General features: G+C 37.7%; 17 protein-coding genes. 2 read left to right on the forward strand and 15 right to left on the reverse strand.

What is annotated here, in order from left to right; translation table 11 throughout:
• Nucleotides 1-299: 299 nt before the first annotated feature.
• The 15 genes from GOQ16_RS00005 to atpD all read right to left on the reverse strand — a co-directional run bounded on the left by GOQ16_RS00005 (nucleotide 300) and on the right by atpD (nucleotide 16,724).
• Nucleotides 300-1,454, reverse strand: coding sequence for a 2-isopropylmalate synthase (locus GOQ16_RS00005; RefSeq protein ID WP_160066695.1), 1,155 nt, complete (start codon nucleotides 1,452-1,454; stop codon nucleotides 300-302).
• 36 nt (nucleotides 1,455-1,490) lie between these two features.
• The gene (gene leuB, locus GOQ16_RS00010) at nucleotides 1,491-2,564 is read right to left on the reverse strand and encodes a 3-isopropylmalate dehydrogenase (protein WP_160066697.1); all 1,074 of its coding nucleotides are present in this window, start codon (nucleotides 2,562-2,564) and stop codon (nucleotides 1,491-1,493) included.
• A gap of 67 nt (nucleotides 2,565-2,631) precedes the next feature.
• Entirely contained in the window at nucleotides 2,632-4,119 is a 1,488-nt protein-coding gene (locus GOQ16_RS00015; protein WP_160066699.1) for an ATP-binding cassette domain-containing protein, read from the reverse strand.
• Nucleotides 4,120-4,126: 7 nt separating this feature from the next.
• Nucleotides 4,127-4,729 (reverse strand): 3-isopropylmalate dehydratase small subunit, encoded by a 603-nt coding sequence (gene leuD / locus GOQ16_RS00020; protein WP_160066701.1) that lies wholly within the window; start codon nucleotides 4,727-4,729, stop codon nucleotides 4,127-4,129.
• Nucleotides 4,730-4,829: 100 nt separating this feature from the next.
• Nucleotides 4,830-5,651: a methyltransferase domain-containing protein gene (locus tag GOQ16_RS00025; RefSeq protein WP_160066703.1), complete on the reverse strand. Its 822-nt coding sequence runs from the start codon at nucleotides 5,649-5,651 to the stop codon at nucleotides 4,830-4,832.
• Nucleotides 5,652-5,685: 34 nt separating this feature from the next.
• Complete coding sequence (locus GOQ16_RS00030) at nucleotides 5,686-5,967, reverse strand: antibiotic biosynthesis monooxygenase family protein (RefSeq protein ID WP_149913799.1); 282 nt, start codon at nucleotides 5,965-5,967, stop codon at nucleotides 5,686-5,688.
• Nucleotides 5,968-5,986: 19 nt separating this feature from the next.
• On the reverse strand, nucleotides 5,987-7,384 hold the full coding sequence (gene leuC / locus GOQ16_RS00035) for a 3-isopropylmalate dehydratase large subunit (RefSeq protein WP_160066705.1): 1,398 nt from the start codon (nucleotides 7,382-7,384) through the stop codon (nucleotides 5,987-5,989).
• 90 nt (nucleotides 7,385-7,474) lie between these two features.
• Nucleotides 7,475-8,956 carry a ketol-acid reductoisomerase gene (gene ilvC, locus GOQ16_RS00040; RefSeq protein WP_160066707.1) on the reverse strand — a complete coding sequence of 494 codons (1,482 nt, stop codon included), beginning with the start codon at nucleotides 8,954-8,956 and terminating at the stop codon, nucleotides 7,475-7,477.
• A 34-nt stretch (nucleotides 8,957-8,990) separates the two neighbouring features.
• Nucleotides 8,991-9,464 (reverse strand): DinB family protein, encoded by a 474-nt coding sequence (locus tag GOQ16_RS00045; protein WP_160066709.1) that lies wholly within the window; start codon nucleotides 9,462-9,464, stop codon nucleotides 8,991-8,993.
• A gap of 4 nt (nucleotides 9,465-9,468) precedes the next feature.
• On the reverse strand, nucleotides 9,469-10,059 hold the full coding sequence (ilvN, locus tag GOQ16_RS00050) for an acetolactate synthase small subunit (RefSeq protein WP_149913803.1): 591 nt from the start codon (nucleotides 10,057-10,059) through the stop codon (nucleotides 9,469-9,471).
• Nucleotides 10,060-10,061: 2 nt separating this feature from the next.
• The gene (ilvB, locus tag GOQ16_RS00055; protein ID WP_160066711.1) at nucleotides 10,062-11,804 is read right to left on the reverse strand and encodes a biosynthetic-type acetolactate synthase large subunit; all 1,743 of its coding nucleotides are present in this window, start codon (nucleotides 11,802-11,804) and stop codon (nucleotides 10,062-10,064) included.
• Between the two features lie 146 nt (nucleotides 11,805-11,950).
• Nucleotides 11,951-13,651: a dihydroxy-acid dehydratase gene (gene ilvD, locus GOQ16_RS00060; RefSeq protein ID WP_160066713.1), complete on the reverse strand. Its 1,701-nt coding sequence runs from the start codon at nucleotides 13,649-13,651 to the stop codon at nucleotides 11,951-11,953.
• Nucleotides 13,635-14,525, reverse strand: a complete 891-nt coding sequence (locus GOQ16_RS00065; RefSeq protein WP_160066715.1) for a branched-chain amino acid transaminase — start codon at nucleotides 14,523-14,525, stop codon at nucleotides 13,635-13,637. Before GOQ16_RS00065 ends, ilvD begins: the two co-directional genes overlap by 17 nt.
• Before the next feature lie 362 nt (nucleotides 14,526-14,887).
• Nucleotides 14,888-15,136, reverse strand: a complete 249-nt coding sequence (atpC, locus tag GOQ16_RS00070; protein ID WP_149913807.1) for an ATP synthase F1 subunit epsilon — start codon at nucleotides 15,134-15,136, stop codon at nucleotides 14,888-14,890.
• 85 nt (nucleotides 15,137-15,221) lie between these two features.
• Nucleotides 15,222-16,724 (reverse strand): F0F1 ATP synthase subunit beta, encoded by a 1,503-nt coding sequence (atpD, locus tag GOQ16_RS00075; protein ID WP_160066717.1) that lies wholly within the window; start codon nucleotides 16,722-16,724, stop codon nucleotides 15,222-15,224.
• Nucleotides 16,725-17,008: 284 nt separating this feature from the next.
• Here atpD and GOQ16_RS00080 point away from each other — a divergent pair, with 284 nt between their 5' ends.
• Entirely contained in the window at nucleotides 17,009-18,616 is a 1,608-nt protein-coding gene (locus GOQ16_RS00080; RefSeq protein ID WP_160066719.1) for a M14 family metallopeptidase, read from the forward strand.
• A gap of 11 nt (nucleotides 18,617-18,627) precedes the next feature.
• Nucleotides 18,628-20,388 carry a M14 family metallopeptidase gene (locus GOQ16_RS00085; protein WP_160066721.1) on the forward strand — a complete coding sequence of 587 codons (1,761 nt, stop codon included), beginning with the start codon at nucleotides 18,628-18,630 and terminating at the stop codon, nucleotides 20,386-20,388.
• Nucleotides 20,389-20,404: the final 16 nt, after the last annotated feature.

Here is a 20,404-nt window from a genome sequence, read left to right on the forward strand (position 1 = left end):
CAGATACGAAGAATAAAATCCCGCCAATGAAATACACATAATTAGCATAAATGCAATGATTAATATGGAGACTTTTCTTTCCATATTGTTATATTTTAAGTACTTATTTAAGGTTTGAATAAAGTTAAGTTAAATTAATTTAACTATCGGTAAAAATTTGATAAATTTATCGATTCATTAATTGTGGAAAAAACAGGAAGTAGAAATAATACTCTTATATTGTTAATGGTCTAATAACAAAAAACGAGGCATCTATATTTTCTATATATAGATGCCTCGCTTTAAGAATAATATATGTTTTATTTTACCAACGTCAATAAATCTTCGTCGGTGATTTCTTTTTTAGCGTCAGCTAAAACTAAGAATCGTTCGTATGTATTAGCCAAAGTATCTTTATCCAAATGATGGCCAAGGCGTTCTAAGTGATGTTTTAATGCATGACGTCCCGAACGTGCAGTCAAGATTATATCCGCTTCTGCTAAACCAACATCTTCTGGACGCATAATTTCGTAAGTCTCACGGTGTTTCAAAAAGCCATCTTGATGAATACCAGATGAGTGCGCAAATGCATTACGTCCCACGATAGCTTTATTTGGCTGTACAGGCATATTCATCATCTCACTTACTTTACGTGATAAATAAGTGAACATTTTGCTGTCGATATTTGAAGTCAAATTGCCAAATTCCTTATTATGCACTTTTAAGATCATAGCAACTTCTTCTAGTGAAGTGTTACCAGCACGTTCGCCGATACCATTTATTGTACATTCTACTTGACGAGCTCCACTTTGTACAGCAGCAATAGAGTTAGCTGTTGCTAGTCCTAGATCATTGTGGCAATGGGCAGAAATGATCGCTTGGTCAATGTTGCTTACATTTTCCTTCAAATATTTGATAATATTACCATATTGATGTGGCAAGCAATAGCCATTTGTATCCGGGATATTGACAACTGTAGCCCCAGCAGCAATAACACCTTCGATCATACGTGCTAAGTATTCTGGATTTGAACGACCAGCGTCTTCTGCATAAAACTCTATATCTTCAACGAATTGTTTTGCATATTTTACAGCTGCAATACCACGCTCTAAAATTGCATCGTGTGTACTATTAAACTTGTATTGAATATGTACGTCAGATACACCTATACCAGTATGAATACGCGGTCTTTTTGCATATTTAAGTGCTTCAGCAGCAACTTTGATGTCATTTTCATTTGCACGTGTCAATGCACAAATGATTACATCGTTTACGGCTTTTGATAATTCAACTACAGATTGAAAATCACCAGGGCTTGACACAGGAAAACCTGCTTCGATGATATCCACGCCTAGACGTTCAAGATCTTTTGCAATTTCAACTTTTTCAATTGTTGTCAATTGACATCCTGGTACTTGTTCACCATCACGTAATGTCGTGTCGAAAATGTATAAGTGATTCGGATCGTGTAACATAGTCTTTTCCTTTATATGATTATTCCTTGGTTATTTCTACTTAATAAATTCTAAAACTTTAGCGCCCATTTCATTTGTGCCCAAAATTTTATCTGCAGGTGTTTCTGCATTTGCAATATCACCAGTTCTCCAGCCCGCTTTCAACGTATCGGCTACAGCAGTTGTAACAGTTTTGGCTTCTTCTTGAAGACCAAATGCAATATCCAACAATAAGGCTGCCGATAGGATAGAAGCTAATGGGTTCGCTTTGTTCTGTCCGGCGATATCGTGTGCAGAACCGTGTATAGGCTCGAAGAATCCCGTGCTGTCGCCGATAGATGCAGAAGCCAACATACCCATCGAACCTGCGATTTGTGACGCTTCATCCGTCAAGATATCACCAAATAAATTAGCAGTCAATACGACATCAAATTTTTTCGGATTTTTCACCAATTGCATTGCTGCATTATCGATAAACATGTGTTCTGTTTCTACATCCGAATATTCTTTTGCTAATTCTTGAACCACTTCTCTCCAAAGACGTGAAGTTTCCAATACGTTGGCTTTATCTACCGAACATAATTTCTTACCACGTGTACGCGCTGCTTCGTAAGCTTTGCGTGCAATACGCTCTACTTCGTAACGGTGGTAGTTCATCAGATCCGAGGCAAATGTGTTGTCTTCGTTGCGTTTTTTCTCACCAAAATAAACATCACCTGTCAATTCGCGGAAGAATAAAATATCTGTTCCACGTAACACTTCAGGTTTTAAACTTGAGGCATCTAATAATTCATCAAATAATAAAATAGGACGTAAGTTTGCATATAAACCCAACTCTTTGCGGATTTTCAATAAACCTTGCTCAGGACGAACCTTTGCAGAAGGGTCATTGTCGTATTTGGCGTGACCTATTGCACCAAATAAAATTGCATCCGAAGCTTTGGCTTTTTCTAAAGTTTCATCTGGTAATGGGTTACCTGTAGCCTCGATTGCCGTATGTCCCATTATCGCTTCATCGAATATAAATTCATGGTTATACTTTGCTGCAATAGCCTCCAATACTTGTTTACCCCAAGTTGTTACTTCTTGTCCGATTCCATCACCTGGAATGATTAGAATATTTTTTTTCATTTTCTTTTCAAAGTAAAAAGTAAAAAATGAAAAGTCAAAAAGCAGTTGGCTTATCGATTTTCAAATCTTACAAAATAACGCTTTCTAAATGTTTATCTTTTACAGTTATATTTTCTATGGCTTTTACTTCGCCCTTCTCTAATACAATTCTATGTTCGATGCAGGATGGCAATTGCGACTCATAATGCCCCACATAAATTAATGTTTTGCCGTATTGCGCTAACTCATCTACTACATCGTTAAAATATTTAGCTTGGTCATTATCCAAACCCTGGCAAGGTTCATCCAATACCAGTAATGGCGGATTTTTGATGATTGTTCTTGCCAATAATGCTAGTCTTTGTTTACCTAGCGGTAATGTGTGGAGATTTTGATTTTTGACATCCGTCAAATCAAAAAACTCCAATAATTCTTCTATTTGTTTTTTCTCTTGAAATTTTACATCAATAAACCATCCGATACTGTCGTAAAATCCAGAGGCAATGGTATGCCAAACCGTAGCGTTTTGGTCAAAATACCAATGCATTTCGGGAGAAATAATCCCTATTTTTTGTTTTATATCCCAAATACTTTCGCCCGAACCTCTTATATTTCCAAATAATGAAAGGTCATGTCCGTAGGCTTGGGGATGATCGCCATTGATAAGACTCAATAAGGTAGATTTTCCTGAACCATTTGGACCTTGCAACAACCATTTCTCACCTACATTTACTTTCCATGACACATTTTTCAACACGACTTTCTCGCCATAACGAATATTAATGTTCTTTAATTCGGCAACTGTATCGTAGTATGTTTCTGGTATTTCACGTAAAAAAGTTGGTAATTCCTTTTTCTGACGTTTTTTGTCTTTAGCAAAGTCATCAGGAGAATCCACAATTTCTATTTTGCCATTCACAATATGTGCAAAACGATTAATAGATTTTGGTAAAAAGGTATCGTTGGTAATCAAAATAAGTTGGACACCTTCTTGTACCAATTCATCCAACCAAGTATTCAATACGGCTCTTGAGTTCTTATCCAAACCTGTATAGGGTTCGTCAATAATCAAAAGTTGCGGTTTCGCCCACAATCCGCGAACCAATTGTAATTTCTTGTGTTCGCCACTTGACAATTCAATCAGTTGAGAAGATTGTACATCTTCAAATCCAAAATCCTGAATGCGTTGTTGGATAAACGAAAAGTCTAAATTTTCTTTCTTAGCGAAGTGTTCTAACTCGGCTTTCACCGTCAAAGTATCGTGACCTTGATGGTGATTATAGCGTTGTTGGTAGTAAAAATTGCGGTCACCTTCCAGATTGGTAAATTGATACCAATTGGATATATAGACAACTTTAGCAGGCAGTGATTTCGATGAATCGAAGTTCAATTTTATGGAATTATCTGCAGGAATTAAACCTGCGATAGCTTTTGCTAAAGTAGTTTTACCAGAACCAGACGTGCCTCCAATAACATAATTTTCCCCTTGCTGGATAGCCCAAGATAGGGAACTCAATACCACATTATTTGGGTATTGAATCGTTAAATTAGCAATATGGACGACTGGTTCTGTCATTTATATTTTATCTATAATAAGAATACGGTCTTGTTTGCTCAAAACTTTTGATTTCATCAGTGTGACTCAATATGAAGTCAATGTCATCGTATCCATTAATCAAGCAAGATTTTTTGTACGGATTGATTTCAAATTGGAACGATTCACCTGTAGCAGCAATTGTCAATGTTTCAGCTTCCAAATCCACCACTAGTTGTGCATTTGCATCAATGAAAACCTGAGCAAATATTTTTTCCAAGAATTCTTCAGATACTGTAATTGGTAACACGCCATTGTTCAACGCATTTCCTTTGAATATATCTGCGAAGAATGAACTTACTACCACTTTGAAGCCATAATCGTCAATCGCCCAGGCAGCATGCTCACGAGATGAGCCACAGCCGAAGTTCTTGCCAGCAACCAACACTTGACCCGAATATTGAGGATTGTTCAATACGAAGTCAGCTTTTGGCTGATTATTGTTATCAAAACGCCAATCGCGGAATAAGTTTTCACCAAAACCTTCACGAGTCGTCGCTTTTAAGAAACGAGCTGGAATGATTTGATCTGTATCGATATTTTCAATCGGTAGTGGAACTACTGTTGAAGTTAGTTTTTCAAATTTTTTCATCTTTCAAAGTGAAAATTTAAAATTAAAAGGTCAAAACCTATCTAATTTGTGTTTAATTGAATTGTTAATCCTGTGTTTTTTAAATTCTAATTTTTACTTTTTAATTCACACGCGCCCTTACTTCTCTCAGCTTCATGGTCATACTTGTGGCTTCTTTATCAGCCCAATTGTTGTAATCTGCAATAGCTTGCAAACGGTCTTCGTCGGAAATATAACCTTCTTCAACCATTTGTTTAGAACTCGCTACTTTTGACCAAACTTTGATCTTTTCTACGTGGCCAGGAAACATACGTTCGTAATGTTCGTCCGAATTGAAAATCTCAATTTGATCAAATCCATGTTCTTCAAAGATATCAATCAAGTCAAAACCAATACGGTTATTCATGCCGGCATCTTTGCGCCACATCAAAAACATATTGTAAAAATTCTGCATGCTTGCAGGAATTTTTGGTGTCCAATTGATGGCTTCGTGGTTATAATCCAAAATCGAAACTTGACCATTTGGCTTCAACAATGATTTTACTTTATCAATAGCTTTGTCCAAAGTCGAAATCCATTGAAACGTCCGAGCAGAAATAATCAAGTCAAACTTTTCTTCCGATTCGAAATCTAAAATATCCATGTGGATAAGTTCAAGATTCTCTACATCAGCAAAAAGCTTTTTGCCCTCAGCAACGAAAGATTCGGTATTGTCTACTCCAATGACATAACCCGTTGGTCCAACCAACTTCGCTATATCTTTGGTAATCGAACCTGTACCACAGCCAATATCCAAAACTCTCAAACCAGGCTTCAATGCTGATTTAAGTGTTCTGTAATCCTGTTCCAATGTACGTTGGTTGAAGATAGATGAGGCATTTTGACCTGTTCTATCAATCACCTTGTTTTCGGTAACAGTGACTGCTTGACAAATTTGACACATTTTGTTAAAGTAAAAAGTTAAAATTCAAAAGGAATTAAATGTAATGTTCAACTGTTGGGAAAGGATCGTAAAAATGGTGCAGTAACTCTTTCCATTCTTGATATTCCTTGGACTCACGGAATCCAATTGTATGATCTTCTAAAGTTTCCCAGTTGACCAATAAAATATATTTATTTGGTGTTTCTAAACACTTTTTTAATTCATGTGATATGTAGCCTTTCATATTACTAATGATTTTCTGTGCTTTTGAAAACGATTTCTCGAATTCATCAGTAAGATCACTTTTAACATTAAGAATAGCTACTTCTAATATCATATGCTTTGAATCAATGCTATTAAATTAATTCTCTTACATCTGTAACTTTACCTTTGATAGCTGCTGCTGCTGCTGTCAAAGGGCTTACCAACATTGTACGTGCGTTAGGACCTTGACGACCTTCGAAGTTACGGTTTGATGTAGATACACAGTATTTACCAGCTGGGATTTTATCTTCGTTCATACCCAAACAAGCCGAACATCCTGGTTCTCGCAATTGGAAACCTGCTGCTTCGAAAACTTTGTCGATGCCTTCCGCTATTGCCTGTGCTTCTACTTGTTTTGAACCCGGTACAATCCAAACTTCTACACCTTCAGCTTTTTGTTTACCAGAAACAAATTCAGCTACTTGACGTAAATCTTCGATACGAGAATTTGTACATGAGCCGATAAAAACGTAATCAACCGGTTTACCCAACACTTGTTCACCATCTGCAAAACCCATGTAGTCTAATGCCTTTTGGTAAGAAGGTTGTTCACTTTCTGGTTGTGCTGCTGTAGTTGGAATAGATTGTTTTACACCGATACCCATTCCTGGATTCGTACCGTAAGTAATCATTGGTTGAATATCAGCTGCATCGAAAGTTAATACCGCATCAAACTCCGCATCTTCATCCGTGTACAATGTTTTCCAGTACGCTAGTGCCTCATCCCATTTCTCACCTTTAGGTGCAAACTCTCTGCCTTTGATGTAATCAAAAGTCGTTTCGTCAGGAGCAATAAGTCCACCACGCGCGCCCATTTCGATACTCATGTTACATACTGTCATACGACCTTCCATGCTCAATGAGCGGATTGCCGAACCAGCGAACTCTACGAAATATCCTGTACCACCTGCTGCGGTAGTTTTAGAGATCACGTAAAGGATAATATCTTTTGCGCCGACACCTTTTTGCAATTCACCATTCACTTCGATTTTCATCGTTTTTGGTTTTGATTGCAATAGACATTGAGTCGCGAAAACTTGTTCTACTTGAGATGTACCGATACCGAAAGCAATAGCACCAAAAGCACCATGTGTCGATGTATGGCTATCACCACAAACCATAGTTTTACCTGGTAATGTGATACCCAATTCTGGGCCGATAACGTGTACTATACCTTGATAAGGATGACCTAAACCATATAACTCGATGCCAAATTCAGAAGTGTTTTTTGTCAACATATCCACTTGGTAGCGTGATAATTCTTCTTTAATCGGAAGGTGTTGGTCTAAAGTAGGAACGTTGTGATCGGCTGTCGCAACAGTTTGGTTAGGACGGAATACAGGAAGACCTCTTTTGCGCAATCCATCAAATGCTTGAGGAGAAGTCACCTCATGAATCAAATGCGTATCGATATACAATATATCTGGAAAACCTTCCGCACGCTTGACGACGTGAGCATCCCAAATTTTTTCTACTAATGTTTTTCCCATTTCTCTTATGATAGTATAAGTAATTTCGAAAGGGATAAAGGCCTTTTATGCGCTTTATCCCTTTGTTGTAATTATCAAAATTACGAAATATTAAACTGTTTTAATCGTCTTCATTGCAGTCATCGCTTTACGTAATTTACGTCCTACGATCTCTACTGGATGATTGCGCAATACTTCATTGATTTGAACCAATTTCGTATTATCTACAGAACCATCTTTACCTTCATTGAAGTTTTTTCCAACGATATCTGTATCAACTGTTTTCATGAAATCAGCTAATAATGGCTTACAAGCTTGGTCGAATAAGTAACATCCGTACTCAGCAGTATCCGAAATAACACGGTTCATTTCAAACAATTTTTTACGCGCGATTGTATTCGCAATAAGTGGAGTTTCGTGTAATGACTCGTAGTACGCAGACTCAGGTTTGATACCTGCCTCAACCATAGTTTCGAAAGCCAATTCCACACCAGCTCTTACAAAAGCAACCATTAATAAGTAGTTGTCAAAGTACTCTTGCTCATTAATTTTAACATCGCCAGCAGGTGTTTTTTCGAAAGCAGTTTCACCAGTTTCAGCTCTCCATTTCAATAAGTTTGCATCACCATTAGCCCAGTCTTCCATCATTGTTTTAGAGAATTCACCAGACATGATATCGTCTTGGTGTTTTTGAAACAATGGACGCATGATATCTTTCAATTCTTCTGACAATTCAAAAGCTTTGATTTTAGCAGGGTTACTCAAACGGTCAAGCATACCTGATACACCACCGTGTTTTAAGGCTTCAGTGATAACCTCAACACCGTATTGAACAAGTTTAGAAGCGTAACCAGCATCGATACCATTTTCAACCATTTTGTCGAAAGAAAGGATAGATCCAGTTTGTAACAAACCACAAAGGATAGTTTGCTCACCCATTAAGTCAGATTTAACCTCTGCTACGAATGACGATTTCAATACACCTGCACGGTGACCACCTGTACCTACACAGTATGCTTTTGCTTCAGCCCATCCTTTACCTTGAGGGTCATTTTCTGGGTGAACAGCGATTAATGTAGGAACACCAAAGCCTCTCAAGTACTCCGCGCGTACTTCAGAACCTGGACATTTAGGTGCAACCATGATAACAGTGATGTCTTTACGGATTTGCATACCTTCTTCTACGATGTTGAACCCGTGCGAATAAGATAATGTAGCACCTTGTTTCATCAATGGCATTACGGCATTGATTACTGCTGTATGTTGTTTATCTGGAGTCAAGTTGATAACTAGATCAGCTGTAGGAATTAACTCATCGTATGTACCTACTGTGAAATTGTTGTCAGTTGCATTTTTCCATGAATCTCTTTTTTGCTCAATAGCTTCTTTACGTAACGCGTAAGAAACGTCCAAACCAGAATCTCTTAAATTTAAACCTTGGTTCAAACCTTGTGCACCCGCACCCACGATTACGATTTTTTTACCTTTTAAAGCATTTACGCCATCAGCGAATTCTGATGAGTCCATAAATTCAGCTACACCTAATTGGTTTAATTGCTCTCTAAGAGGTAATGTGTTAAAATAATTTGCCATTGTCGTACTATTTTAATTAGTCTTTTCTTAAGTTTTATTTATTGTTGTTGATTATTCTTTTTTGTGCAGTCACGTAACCCAAATGCGTATTGTCGTGGCCAGCAGTGGTAATGATAACATCTTCAATACTTTCCAGAAGTGCACCATATGTGCTTGTTTCGAAAGGAACAATATTGTTTAGTTTACCTTCATTGTAGTCCTTTTCAAGCGTTTCAATAGTTGAAATAGCTAAAGCCTTCAACTCATCTACCTCTTCTTGTGTTACAAAGTAAGTCGGCTTTGTGCCTTTAGCGTATGCAGAAACATACTTCACACTCGAAGCATCAGCCAAAATTCCTGTACGTACATAACACAATACGGGCGTAGTGACCACAATATGCCCAAAATTCCAAATAATGTTATTGTTGAATCCTGCCGGAATTTCGTTTAGCTCCTCTAATGAAAGACTTTCTATATCCTTAATGAAAGCTTTGCGCGCATCTATAATAAATTTGAATATTTCTTTCATCTTATTACATCGTAAAGACTTGGTCTTGTTGGTCTAAGAATTCGTTTTCTACGATTTCTGGTGAAGGTTCTTCTCTTTCGAATTGTTTTAATTTTGAGTGGAAACCCGCACTTGCTTTAATGATGGCAATACGCGCACCACGTACGAATTCGATTAAGCCGTATTTAGTCAATTCTGCAGTCAATCGGTCTATTTCTTCGCGGTGACCTGCTGTTTCGAATACGATGTAATCTGGACGAATCACAACGACTGTAGCACCGTATTCACGCAATAAGCGCTCTACGTAAACTTTTTCGTTCACGACTTCCGTTGGTACTTTGTACAAGGCTTGTTCTTGCCAAATCAATTCATCATTTGTGTTGAAATATGCTTTCAAAACTTCAACTTGTTTTTCAATTTGACGACACAGTTTACGAACCACATCTTCTGATTCGGTAATCAAAATCGTGAAACGGTGAATACCATCAACCTCAGAAGGAGAGGTATTCAAACTTTCGATGTTGATTTTACGTCTTGAAAAAATATTAGAAATACGACCTATCATACCGATAGCGTTTTCTGTATATAGTGTAATGGTAAATTCTTGCTTTTCCATTTTTATTTTAATCTTATCTCTGATACTGAAGTGCCTTGCGCTACCATTGGGAATACGTTGTTTTCTTTACCAACCATTACTTCCAATAAATAACCTCCATCGTGATCCAACATTGTTTTCAATGCTGACTCTAAGTCTTTACGGTCTGAAATCTTGTTTCCGTCTAAATAGTATGACTTCGCTAAAGCTACAAAATCAGGACTTGTGATGTTTACGAAAGAATAGCGTCTGTCGTGGAACAATTGTTGCCATTGACGTACCATCCCTAAGAACTCATTATTCAAAATCAAGATTTTTACTTTAGCACCAAATTGCATAATAGTACCCAATTCTTGTAAGGTCATTTGGAAACCACCATCACCGATGATTGCCACGACGTCACGATGAGGTGCTCCATACCAAGCCCCAATAGCAGCTGGTAAGCCAAATCCCATAGTACCAAGACCACCAGAAGTAACATTTGATTTTGAAGAATTGAACTTCGCATAGCGACAAGCTACCATTTGGTGCTGACCTACGTCAGTCACGATTACAGCGTCACCATTAGTCAATTCATTCAATACGCGAATTACTTCACCCATCGTCATGATGTCACTAGTAGGATTCAATTCGTTGTATATAACTTCTTTGATTTCTTCTTTTTCTAAATCTCTAAATTGTTGTAACCAAGCGGAATGATCATTTCCCGAAAGCAAAGCCGTCAATAATGGCAATGTTTCTTTACAATCACCCCAAACAGGAACTGTTGCTTTTACATTTTTATCAATTTCAGCAGGATCAATATCTAAGTGAATAACTTTGGCTTGCTTGGCGTATTTGTCCAAACGACCTGTTACACGGTCATCAAAACGCATACCTACAGCAATAAGGACATCACATTCGTTGGTCATTACGTTCGGTGCATAGTTACCGTGCATACCCAACATACCTACGTGTTGCGGATGGTCAGTTTCTAAAGCGCTCAATCCCATTACAGTTGTAGCAGCAGGAAAACCGCCTTTTTCGATGAATTCTTTGAATTCTTGTTCTGCTTTACCTAAGATTACACCTTGACCAAAGATTACAAATGGTTTTTTTGCGGAGTTAATTAATGCAGCTGCCTCTTCTACGTATTCCTGACGAACGATTGGTTTTGGACGATAACTACGTATGTGATTACAAACTTCATAACCCAAATAATCGAACAACTGCATTTGCGCATTCTTCGTTATATCAATCAATACAGGTCCAGGACGGCCAGTACGCGCGATATAAAATGCTTTAGCTAAAACCGAAGGAATTTCTGTCGCATCAGTAACCTGATAATTCCACTTTGTCACTGGACTAGTAATATTAATTACATCAGTTTCTTGGAATGCATCAGTACCTAATAAGGACGCAAATACTTGACCTGTAATACAGACTATGGGATTGCTATCAATCATAGCATCTGCTAGACCTGTTACCAAGTTTGTTGCGCCAGGACCAGATGTTGCGAAAGCGACACCAACACGGCCTGAAGTACGTGCAAACCCTTGAGCAGCGTGAATACCGCCTTGCTCGTGACGGACTAGAATATGCTTTAATTTATCATTATAATCATATAATGCGTCATAAATTGGCATAATCGCACCGCCAGGATAGCCGAATACCGTATCTACTCCTTCATGAATCAAAGCTTCCAATACCGCTTGCGAACCAGATATCTGTGTGTTGGCTGCAATGGTTTGGGTTGTCTTTGTTTCTGTTTTCTCCAGTGTACTCATTTTGTTGTTAGTATTAAGATATTAGTATTGAGTATTTAGACTGATTTGTCTAATAATCCTAATTATTTTTTCATGTTATATAAATTTAGTAAAGAATATATCGTGGTCTAAAATCTAACTACTAAATACTCTTTACTAAATACTTTTTATAAATCCGTCACACAACCTTGTGAAGCATCAGCTACTGTTTTCGCATATTTGTACAATACGCCTTTCGTAACTTTCAATGCTGGTTGTGTCCATTTAGCACGACGTTCAGCGATTACGCTATCTTTCACTTTAAGTGTTATTGTATTGTTCACGGCGTCGATTTCGATAATATCGTTATCTTCTACCAAACCAATCAATCCACCTTTGTACGCTTCTGGTGTAATGTGACCTACTACAAAGCCGTGTGTACCACCTGAGAAACGGCCATCAGTAATTAAAGCTACCGATTTACCTAGACCTGCACCAATTATTAGTGACGTAGGCTTCAACATTTCAGGCATACCAGGAGCACCGATTGGACCTTCATTTTTAATTACTACAACATCACCTTTTTGAATGCGTCCAGAAGCAATACCTGCTACCAAATCATGCTCACCATCGAATACACGAGCAGGGCCAACAAATTTCTCACCTTCTTTACCTGAAATCTTTGCTACAGAACCTTTTTCTGCTAAGTTTCCATAAAGAATTTGCAAGTGACCTGTTGCTTTTATAGGTTCACTCAATGGTTTGATGATAGGTTGGTTGTAATCAATAATAGATTTTACATCAGCCAAGTTTTCTGCAACAGTTTTACCTGTAACTGTGATACAATCACCATGCAACAAACCGTTATCTAATAAATAACGCAATACAGCTGGTGTACCACCATATTGTTGTAAGTCTTGCATCAAGTATTTTCCTGATGGTTTGAAATCTGCCAATACTGGCGTTTCATCCGACATGCGTTGGAAATCATCCTGTGTAATTTCTACACCAATAGCTTTACCTATTGCAATAAAGTGCAATACGGCATTAGTACTTCCTCCTAAAATGATGATTGAACGAATAGCATTTTCAAATGCTTTGCGTGTCATTATATCCGAAGGCTTAATATCTTTTTCTAATAATATACGGATGTATTTACCTGCATCTAGACATTCAGCTTGTTTCTCTGCCGAAATGGCTGGATTTGAAGAAGAATAAGGTAAACTCATGCCCAAAGATTCAATAGCTGAAGCCATAGTGTTAGCTGTATACATACCACCACAAGCACCCGCACCTGGACACGTATGTTTGATGACACCTTGGAAATCTTCTTCCGACATGTTACCACAAATCTTTTGTCCTAACGCTTCGAATGCAGAAACAATATTTAATTCTTCACCTTTATAATGACCCGGAGCAATAGTTCCACCATAGACCATAATTGCAGGACGGTCTAAGCGTGCCATCGCCATAATAGCACCCGGCATATTTTTGTCACAACCTGGGATAGCGATTAATCCGTCATAGTATTGACCACCACAAATAGTTTCGATACTGTCCGCGATGACATCACGAGAAACCAATGAATAACGCATACCATCTGTACCATTACTCATACCATCACTCACACCAATAGTTCCAAAAGTAAGTCCAACCAGTCCATTATCCCATGTGCCTTTTTTGACGACTTGAGCTAAGTCATTCAGGTGCATGTTACATGTATTACCATCGTAACCCATACTGGCAATTCCGACTTGTGCTTTGTCCATATCCGCATCTGTCAAACCAATACCATAAAGCATAGCTTTGGCAGCTGGTTGTGTCTCGTCTTGCGTGAATATGCGGCTGTACTTATTTAATCCCTTTTCGTTATCAGATGATGACTTCATAATTCTCTTGCTCTAATACTAAGTTTTTATATTTTCGTTGGATAGTAGCACCAATGCTATGTTCCCATTCTTCTTTGTAAATAATATGATCTACTTGTTTTATCCCGATAATTTCAGCTGCAGTGCCACTTAAGAAGGCACTGTCTGCTGTGTATATATCTTGGATGGTTAGTTTCTTTTCGATAATATCGAACCCCAACTCTTTACAAATCCCAATTACCGTTTGTCTCGTGATCCCTGGGAATACATTGTCTAAAGGCGGCGTATATATCTTATAATCTTTTTCTATAAATAAATTCTCACTTGAAGCTTGTGCGACATATCCATCTTGATCTAATAATAAGGCCTCATCATACCCTTGGCGAATAGCATCGGTAGAGGCTAAGATAGAATTGATATATTGTCCAGAAATCTTTGCGTCAATATGAAAAGATTTTGGATTTGGACGCTCGTAGCTTGAAATGTTGACGCGTAATAAATGTTGTCCCAAATATGGCCCCCATTCCCAAGCTGCCAACATAATATTTGCATCTTCTGAAGATGTTAAATGCATATTAGAGCCTGTGAATACTAAAGGTCTTATGTAGGCAGAGCGCAGATTATTGATCTCCAACAATTCATAACACTTTTCAATTAACGTTCTATTATTCCACTTATAGGGTAATCCTATTGCTTCGCAAGATTTACGCAATCTTTCTAAGTGTGCTTCAGCTTTAAAAATACGCGTGCCATTATGCGTACTGTAAGCTCTAAGACCTTCAAAAGCAGCATAACCATAATGCAATGACTGTCCAAATAAATCTATACCTGCAGAATTTGCAAGTACGAATTGACCATTTAGAAATATTTTAGTGTTTTGATTATAGTATTGCATAATGTTAATTATAAAGTGTCCTTACCCTCCCCAAGCAATGGTGCACTTTCTCGAATAAGATGCTTCGTCAAGTTAAGACGAAATAAAATTCTTTACAATAGCCAAATATATTATTTTGAAAAAGTTTTTTATTTCGATTTTTGGTATATTTGTTATATATATTCTACTAATTTAATTTTGAACAAAATAAAATTTTCCAATAGGTGAACCCAAATTAAAATTGGTTCATTATGTGCTTTGGTGAGAACTTTAGAATTTCTTCAAAATTCTTCCTGAAATTGGTTTTTGTGCATAAAAAGTATAAAAAAAATAGCCCTTAAAACTTGAAGTCTTAAGGGCTATTTAAGCAATATTGTAAATCGTTATCCTTGCACAATTCCTTCTGCCAAAACGATGATATTGTTGTCCTTTACTTCGACTACACCGCCTTTAATAATAATGACTTCTTCGCCAGCATTACCTTTGATAATGACTTTGCCATCTTCTAACGTAGAGACAATAGCAGCGTGATCTTTCAAAATTTGGAAAGAACCAGCAGACCCAGGTACTGTAACTGCCGTTACATCACCTTCGTAAGCTATTTTGTCTGGAGTTATTACTTGTAATTTCATTTTGCTATATAGTATTGAGTATGGAGTATTGAGTATGGAGTAGAGAAAATCTCATTACCCTATACTCAGTACTCAATACTTATAATTAAACTGCTTCTGCTAATAATTTCTTACCTTTTTCGATAGCTTCTTCGATAGAACCTACTAAGTTGAAAGCTGCTTCTGGGTATTCGTCAGTCTCACCGTCGATAATCATGTTAAAACCTTTGATTGTATCTTTGATGTCTACTAATACACCTTTCAAACCTGTAAATTGCTCCGCTACGTGGAATGGTTGAGATAAGAAACGTTGTACACGACGTGCGCGGTGTACTGTCAATTTATCTTCTTCGGATAACTCATCCATACCTAAGATAGCGATGATATCCTGAAGTTCTTTGTAGCGTTGTAAAATTTCTTTCACACGTTGAGCTGTATCGTAATGCTCAGCTCCTAATACTGCTGGAGATAAGATGCGTGAAGTAGAATCCAAAGGATCCACCGCAGGGTAAATACCTAACTCAGCAATTTTACGTGACAATACTGTAGTTGCGTCCAAGTGAGCGAAAGTCGTCGCAGGAGCAGGGTCAGTTAAGTCATCGGCAGGTACATATACCGCTTGTACTGAAGTGATCGATCCGTTTTTAGTTGAAGTAATACGCTCTTGCATCAAACCCATCTCTGTAGCTAATGTAGGTTGGTAACCTACCGCTGATGGCATACGACCTAATAACGCTGATACTTCAGAACCTGCTTGTGTGAAACGGAAGATGTTATCAATAAAGAATAATACATCTTTACCTTGTCCATCACCTTCACCATCGCGGAAATATTCGGCAACAGTCAAACCTGATAAGGCTACACGTGCACGTGCACCTGGAGGCTCATTCATTTGACCGAATACGAAAGTACATTTAGAATCTTTCATCAATTCTTCATCTACAGTATCCAAAGGCCATTCGCCTTTTTCCATGCCTTCCATGAAGTGCTCACCGTATTTGATAATGCCTGATTCCAACATCTCACGTAATAAGTCATTACCTTCACGTGTACGCTCACCTACACCAGCAAATACGGAAAGACCACCGTGACCTTTAGCGATATTGTTGATTAACTCTTGAATTAATACAGTTTTACCTACACCAGCACCACCGAATAATCCAATTTTACCACCTTTAGAATAAGGCTCTAATAAGTCAATTACTTTGATACCTGTGAAAAGTACTTCAGATTCAGTAGATAAATCTTCGAATTTTGGAGGTGTGTTGTGGATAGAACGTCCGTTAGTTTTGTCCAATGCACGAATACCATCAATAGGATCTCCAACTACGTTGAATACACGTCCTTTGATCTCTTCGCCTACAGGCATTTTGATAGGAGCGCCAGTGTCAACCACTTTCATACCACGAACTAAACCTTCTGTTGCATCCATCGCAATCGTACGAACACGTTCTTCACCTAAGTGTTGTTGAACTTCTAAAACGATACGTTGTCCATTTTCTTTTTCAATGTACAATGCATCGTAAATCTTAGGAAGATTTTCATTGTCGGCAAAGTTGACGTCAACCACTGGGCCGATAATCTGCGCTATTTTACCAATATTGGGCATATTATAGGGACTAAAAATTTATTAATCAATTTATTAACAATCTGATTTGTCAGACTGTATTTTGGAATGCAAAAATAATGTATATCTTATTAAAAGCAAAGGGATTGTTAAGAATAATTTAAAATTTATAAATACGTTTGATATATTTAAAATTTGGTGGCTCAATTAAATAATATTTTGCCGCTATTTTATAGCAAACAAGTTACTTAATAATGTGTAATATGTTGCTTCAAACATCTAAATTAGTTTGTTAAATTATTCATCTACAACATTAGCCTTTATTTATGAAGAGAACCATCTTTGGATTCCTTTTGCTCTGTCCGATTATTGGATTCAGTCAATTGAAATATCCTTCTTACACTGACATTCAGTCTACAGTTAAGTCGTTTCAAACCAAAGGTTTGGTTTCGCAAACTGTGATTGGGAGAAGTTATGGGAATGAAAACATCGCGGTCATCAAGTTACAGTTGGATGAAAAGCCCCGTCCTACTTTATTAATTGTGGCAGGAATAGATGGTAAGCATCCTGCAGGAACGGTAGGAGCTTTGCAATTATCTAAAAGTCTTTTGGCTTTGCCAAAAGATTCCCTACAAACCTTATTGAAGGACAAATCTGTCTGGATTGTACCATTAGTAAATCCAGATGCGTACAAGCGAAATTCTGAATCATCCAATTGGTATTCGGGGAACAGTCGTAAAGTGGATAACGATAGAGATGGTCGTATTGATGAAGACCCAGCTAAGGATTTGAATGGCGATGGTGTAATTGCGCAGATGCGCGTGGAATCTCCAATCGGGAATTTTGTAGTTCATAAAGAATATTCTAATGTTCTCGCAGCTGCAGATAAATCCAAAGCGGAGAAAGGAAAATATAATTTATTTCCAGAAGGTGCAGATCAAGACTTTGATGGTCGATATGGCGAAGATGGAGAAGGCGGCGTGAATATAGATCGCAATTTCACGTTCAATTATCAAGCATTTTTACCTGAAGGTGGTGATTATGCTGCATCAGAGCCAGAGACGAGGGCTTTAGTGGATTTTATATTTGCAAACCCACAAATAGCAAGTGTGCTACATATAGGTTTGTCAAATAATTTATCTGAACCTGAAAAATTTGATTCACGCCAAGCGTATGAACGTATTGTGAAATCTTGGAGTTCAAATGATGTTGAAGTTTCTAAATACATTTCATCTATATATAAGGAAGAAACAAAGTCATTGGGCGAAGCGACTAAATTTGCGAATAGCCCAGGTAATTTTTCCAACACGGCATATTATCATTTGGGAAAATTTAGTTTTGCAACACCGATGTGGTGGCCATCTGTTACAGATTCTGCGAAAAATGTAATCAAATCTACAGATGCCAACGAAACCTTTTATAAATGGGTAAATCAAAATAATGTACAAGGCGCTATACTTCCGTGGACAAAAGTTAATCATCCAGATTTCCCGAATCAGCAAGTGGAAGTTGGAGGTGTGGTCGATATTTTTCGGAACAATCCTCCTGTAGAGCTTCTGGAGTCATCCGTTAAAGCACATACAAATTTTGTCGTGAAGCTTTTGGAGAATATGGCTAAGTTAACATTCGATGCTCCAAAGGTCACTTCTTTAGGAAATGATGTTTTCAGAGTTGAATTGTCTGTGATGAATGTAGGTAATATGCCTACCTATCCAGAAATAGGAGATCGTATTCGTTTTGTGTCTAGATTTAAGACTGTTTGTGATTTGCAAAATGGTCAACAATTTTTGAGTGGAAAGCGACTACAACTATACCCTTCACTACCTGCTGGAGGTGCTCAAACATTTACATGGTTGATAAAAGGTAAAGGTACGGTGAAAATACAAGCAGGATGTCCAACTTCTGGTGAAGAATTAATCGAAGTAAAACTTTAACGTGTAGCCTAATGAAAATTAAATATATTATTCTATCTCTGTGTTTTAGCCTAGTAGGTCATTATGGTTCGGCACAGAATAAATCTCCAGAAATAGATGTGCCAGGACTTCGCGCGGTTGGTTCGCCTGCAAATCCTAAAGTGCCGATGAATTGGAATCGTTATCACGACAATAAGCAAATCGAGCAATTCTGTAAAGATTTGCAAAAGGCGTATCCTGATTTGGTGAAATACGAATCTATTGGTAAATCGTTTGAAGGTCGTGATATATATGTATTAACGATTTCTGCTTTAAAAGAAGGGGTAACAGATCGTAAGCCGGGACTTTGGATTGATGGGAATATTCATGCAAATGAATTGCAGGGCTCTGAAATAGCGATGTATACGGCTTGGTATCTTGCAGAAAACTACCATCAAGTTCCTTTTATAAAAGAAGTGCTTCGTGATAAAGTGTTTTATATCGCACCTACAATAAATCCAGATTCGCGCGATTATTTCATTTATGAACCGAATACGATGCATTCCTCACGTACCGGTCGTCGTCCTTTTGATAATGATGGAGATGGTCTTATTGCGGAAGATTTGTACGATGATTTGGATGGTGATGGTCACATCGTCATGATGCGTCGCAAATCAAAAACGGGACGTTATAAAGTAGATCACGATAATCCAAATCGCATGGTATTGGCAAAAGCAGGAGAAGTGGGGGAGTATGAAATGTTGGGTTTTGAAGGTATAGATAATGATGGAGATGGGTTAGTAAATGAAGATATTACAGGTACATATGATCCAAATAGAGATTGGGGGTGGAATTGGCAACCGAACTACGTGCAGAGTGGAGCTTTATATTACCCAGGCACATTGCCAGAAACGATGGCAGTGAAGGATTTCTTTTTCAAGCATACTAATATTGCGGGAGCGCAATCGTATCACAACTACGGTGGAATGATCTTACGCGGTCCAGGTGCAGCAGAGGACGAACGATTCTACTCACGTAAGGATGTGCAGGTCTATGACGCTTTGGGAAAAACAGGTGAGAAAATGCTGCCTGGTTACAATTATATTGTGATTCACAAAGATTTGTATACTGTTTTTGGTGGGGAAATAGACTTTTTTGCTTTAGGTAGAGGTATTTATACATTCTCAAATGAGTTGATGACAACATTCAAATTGTTTAATAACAAGGATGAGGTTTCTAACCGTCAAAATTCAGAATATTTTGAATTCGATAAATTGCTTCTGTTTGGTGATGCTTATGTGCCTTGGAAGGAATTTGATCACCCACAATTTGGCAAAATAGAAATTGGCGGTGCGAAGAAAAATTACACCCGTAATCATCCAGGTTTCTTATTGCTAGAAGATGCGCATCGCAATGCTGCATTTACCATTTATCATGGATATCATACACCTAAGTTGGAATTTAATGATATAGAAGTGAAATCTTTGGGGAATAATCTTTTTGAAGTCAAAGCCTCTGTGTGGAATAGTCGTATTATTCCGACCCATTCAGATCATGATGTGCGCAATAAAATCAATAGACCTAACTATATCAGTATAAGTGGTGTAGAGGTAATTGCTGGCATGCGTATTATCAACAATGATTTTAATGTTACAGAAGACCAAAAATTCAAACCCGAACGAATAGAAATCCCTGCTATTGATGGGATGTCCGAAGTCAAAGTCAAATGGATTGTAAAAGGAAATCCGAATAAAGCTAAAATCACTGTAGATAGTGAAAAAGGAGGTGTGATAGAAAAAGAGGTGAAAAGCTAACAAAAAATCGGGCTGC

Origin of the sequence: Sphingobacterium bovisgrunnientis (genome assembly GCF_009829085.1) — a bacterium.
GTDB lineage: Bacteria > Bacteroidota > Bacteroidia > Sphingobacteriales > Sphingobacteriaceae > Sphingobacterium > Sphingobacterium bovisgrunnientis.

What these genes read in the sequence shown, in the direction of transcription:
- GOQ16_RS00015 (WP_160066699.1), bottom strand. Translation starts at nt 4,119, where the DNA reads ATGACAGAACCAGTCGTCCATATTGCTAATTTAACGATTCAATACCCA.
- ilvD (WP_160066713.1), bottom strand. Translation starts at nt 13,651, where the DNA reads ATGAAGTCATCATCTGATAACGAAAAGGGATTAAATAAGTACAGCCGC.
- GOQ16_RS00005 (WP_160066695.1), bottom strand. Translation starts at nt 1,454, where the DNA reads ATGTTACACGATCCGAATCACTTATACATTTTCGACACGACATTACGT.
- GOQ16_RS00065 (WP_160066715.1), bottom strand. Translation starts at nt 14,525, where the DNA reads ATGCAATACTATAATCAAAACACTAAAATATTTCTAAATGGTCAATTC.
- atpC (WP_149913807.1), bottom strand. Translation starts at nt 15,136, where the DNA reads ATGAAATTACAAGTAATAACTCCAGACAAAATAGCTTACGAAGGTGAT.
- GOQ16_RS00025 (WP_160066703.1), bottom strand. Translation starts at nt 5,651, where the DNA reads ATGTGTCAAATTTGTCAAGCAGTCACTGTTACCGAAAACAAGGTGATT.
- GOQ16_RS00080 (WP_160066719.1), top strand. Translation starts at nt 17,009, where the DNA reads ATGAAGAGAACCATCTTTGGATTCCTTTTGCTCTGTCCGATTATTGGA.
- leuC (WP_160066705.1), bottom strand. Translation starts at nt 7,384, where the DNA reads ATGGGAAAAACATTAGTAGAAAAAATTTGGGATGCTCACGTCGTCAAG.
- GOQ16_RS00030 (WP_149913799.1), bottom strand. Translation starts at nt 5,967, where the DNA reads ATGATATTAGAAGTAGCTATTCTTAATGTTAAAAGTGATCTTACTGAT.
- atpD (WP_160066717.1), bottom strand. Translation starts at nt 16,724, where the DNA reads ATGCCCAATATTGGTAAAATAGCGCAGATTATCGGCCCAGTGGTTGAC.
- leuB (WP_160066697.1), bottom strand. Translation starts at nt 2,564, where the DNA reads ATGAAAAAAAATATTCTAATCATTCCAGGTGATGGAATCGGACAAGAA.
- ilvN (WP_149913803.1), bottom strand. Translation starts at nt 10,059, where the DNA reads ATGGAAAAGCAAGAATTTACCATTACACTATATACAGAAAACGCTATC.
- GOQ16_RS00045 (WP_160066709.1), bottom strand. Translation starts at nt 9,464, where the DNA reads ATGAAAGAAATATTCAAATTTATTATAGATGCGCGCAAAGCTTTCATT.
- ilvC (WP_160066707.1), bottom strand. Translation starts at nt 8,956, where the DNA reads ATGGCAAATTATTTTAACACATTACCTCTTAGAGAGCAATTAAACCAA.
- leuD (WP_160066701.1), bottom strand. Translation starts at nt 4,729, where the DNA reads ATGAAAAAATTTGAAAAACTAACTTCAACAGTAGTTCCACTACCGATT.
- ilvB (WP_160066711.1), bottom strand. Translation starts at nt 11,804, where the DNA reads ATGAGTACACTGGAGAAAACAGAAACAAAGACAACCCAAACCATTGCA.
- GOQ16_RS00085 (WP_160066721.1), top strand. Translation starts at nt 18,628, where the DNA reads ATGAAAATTAAATATATTATTCTATCTCTGTGTTTTAGCCTAGTAGGT.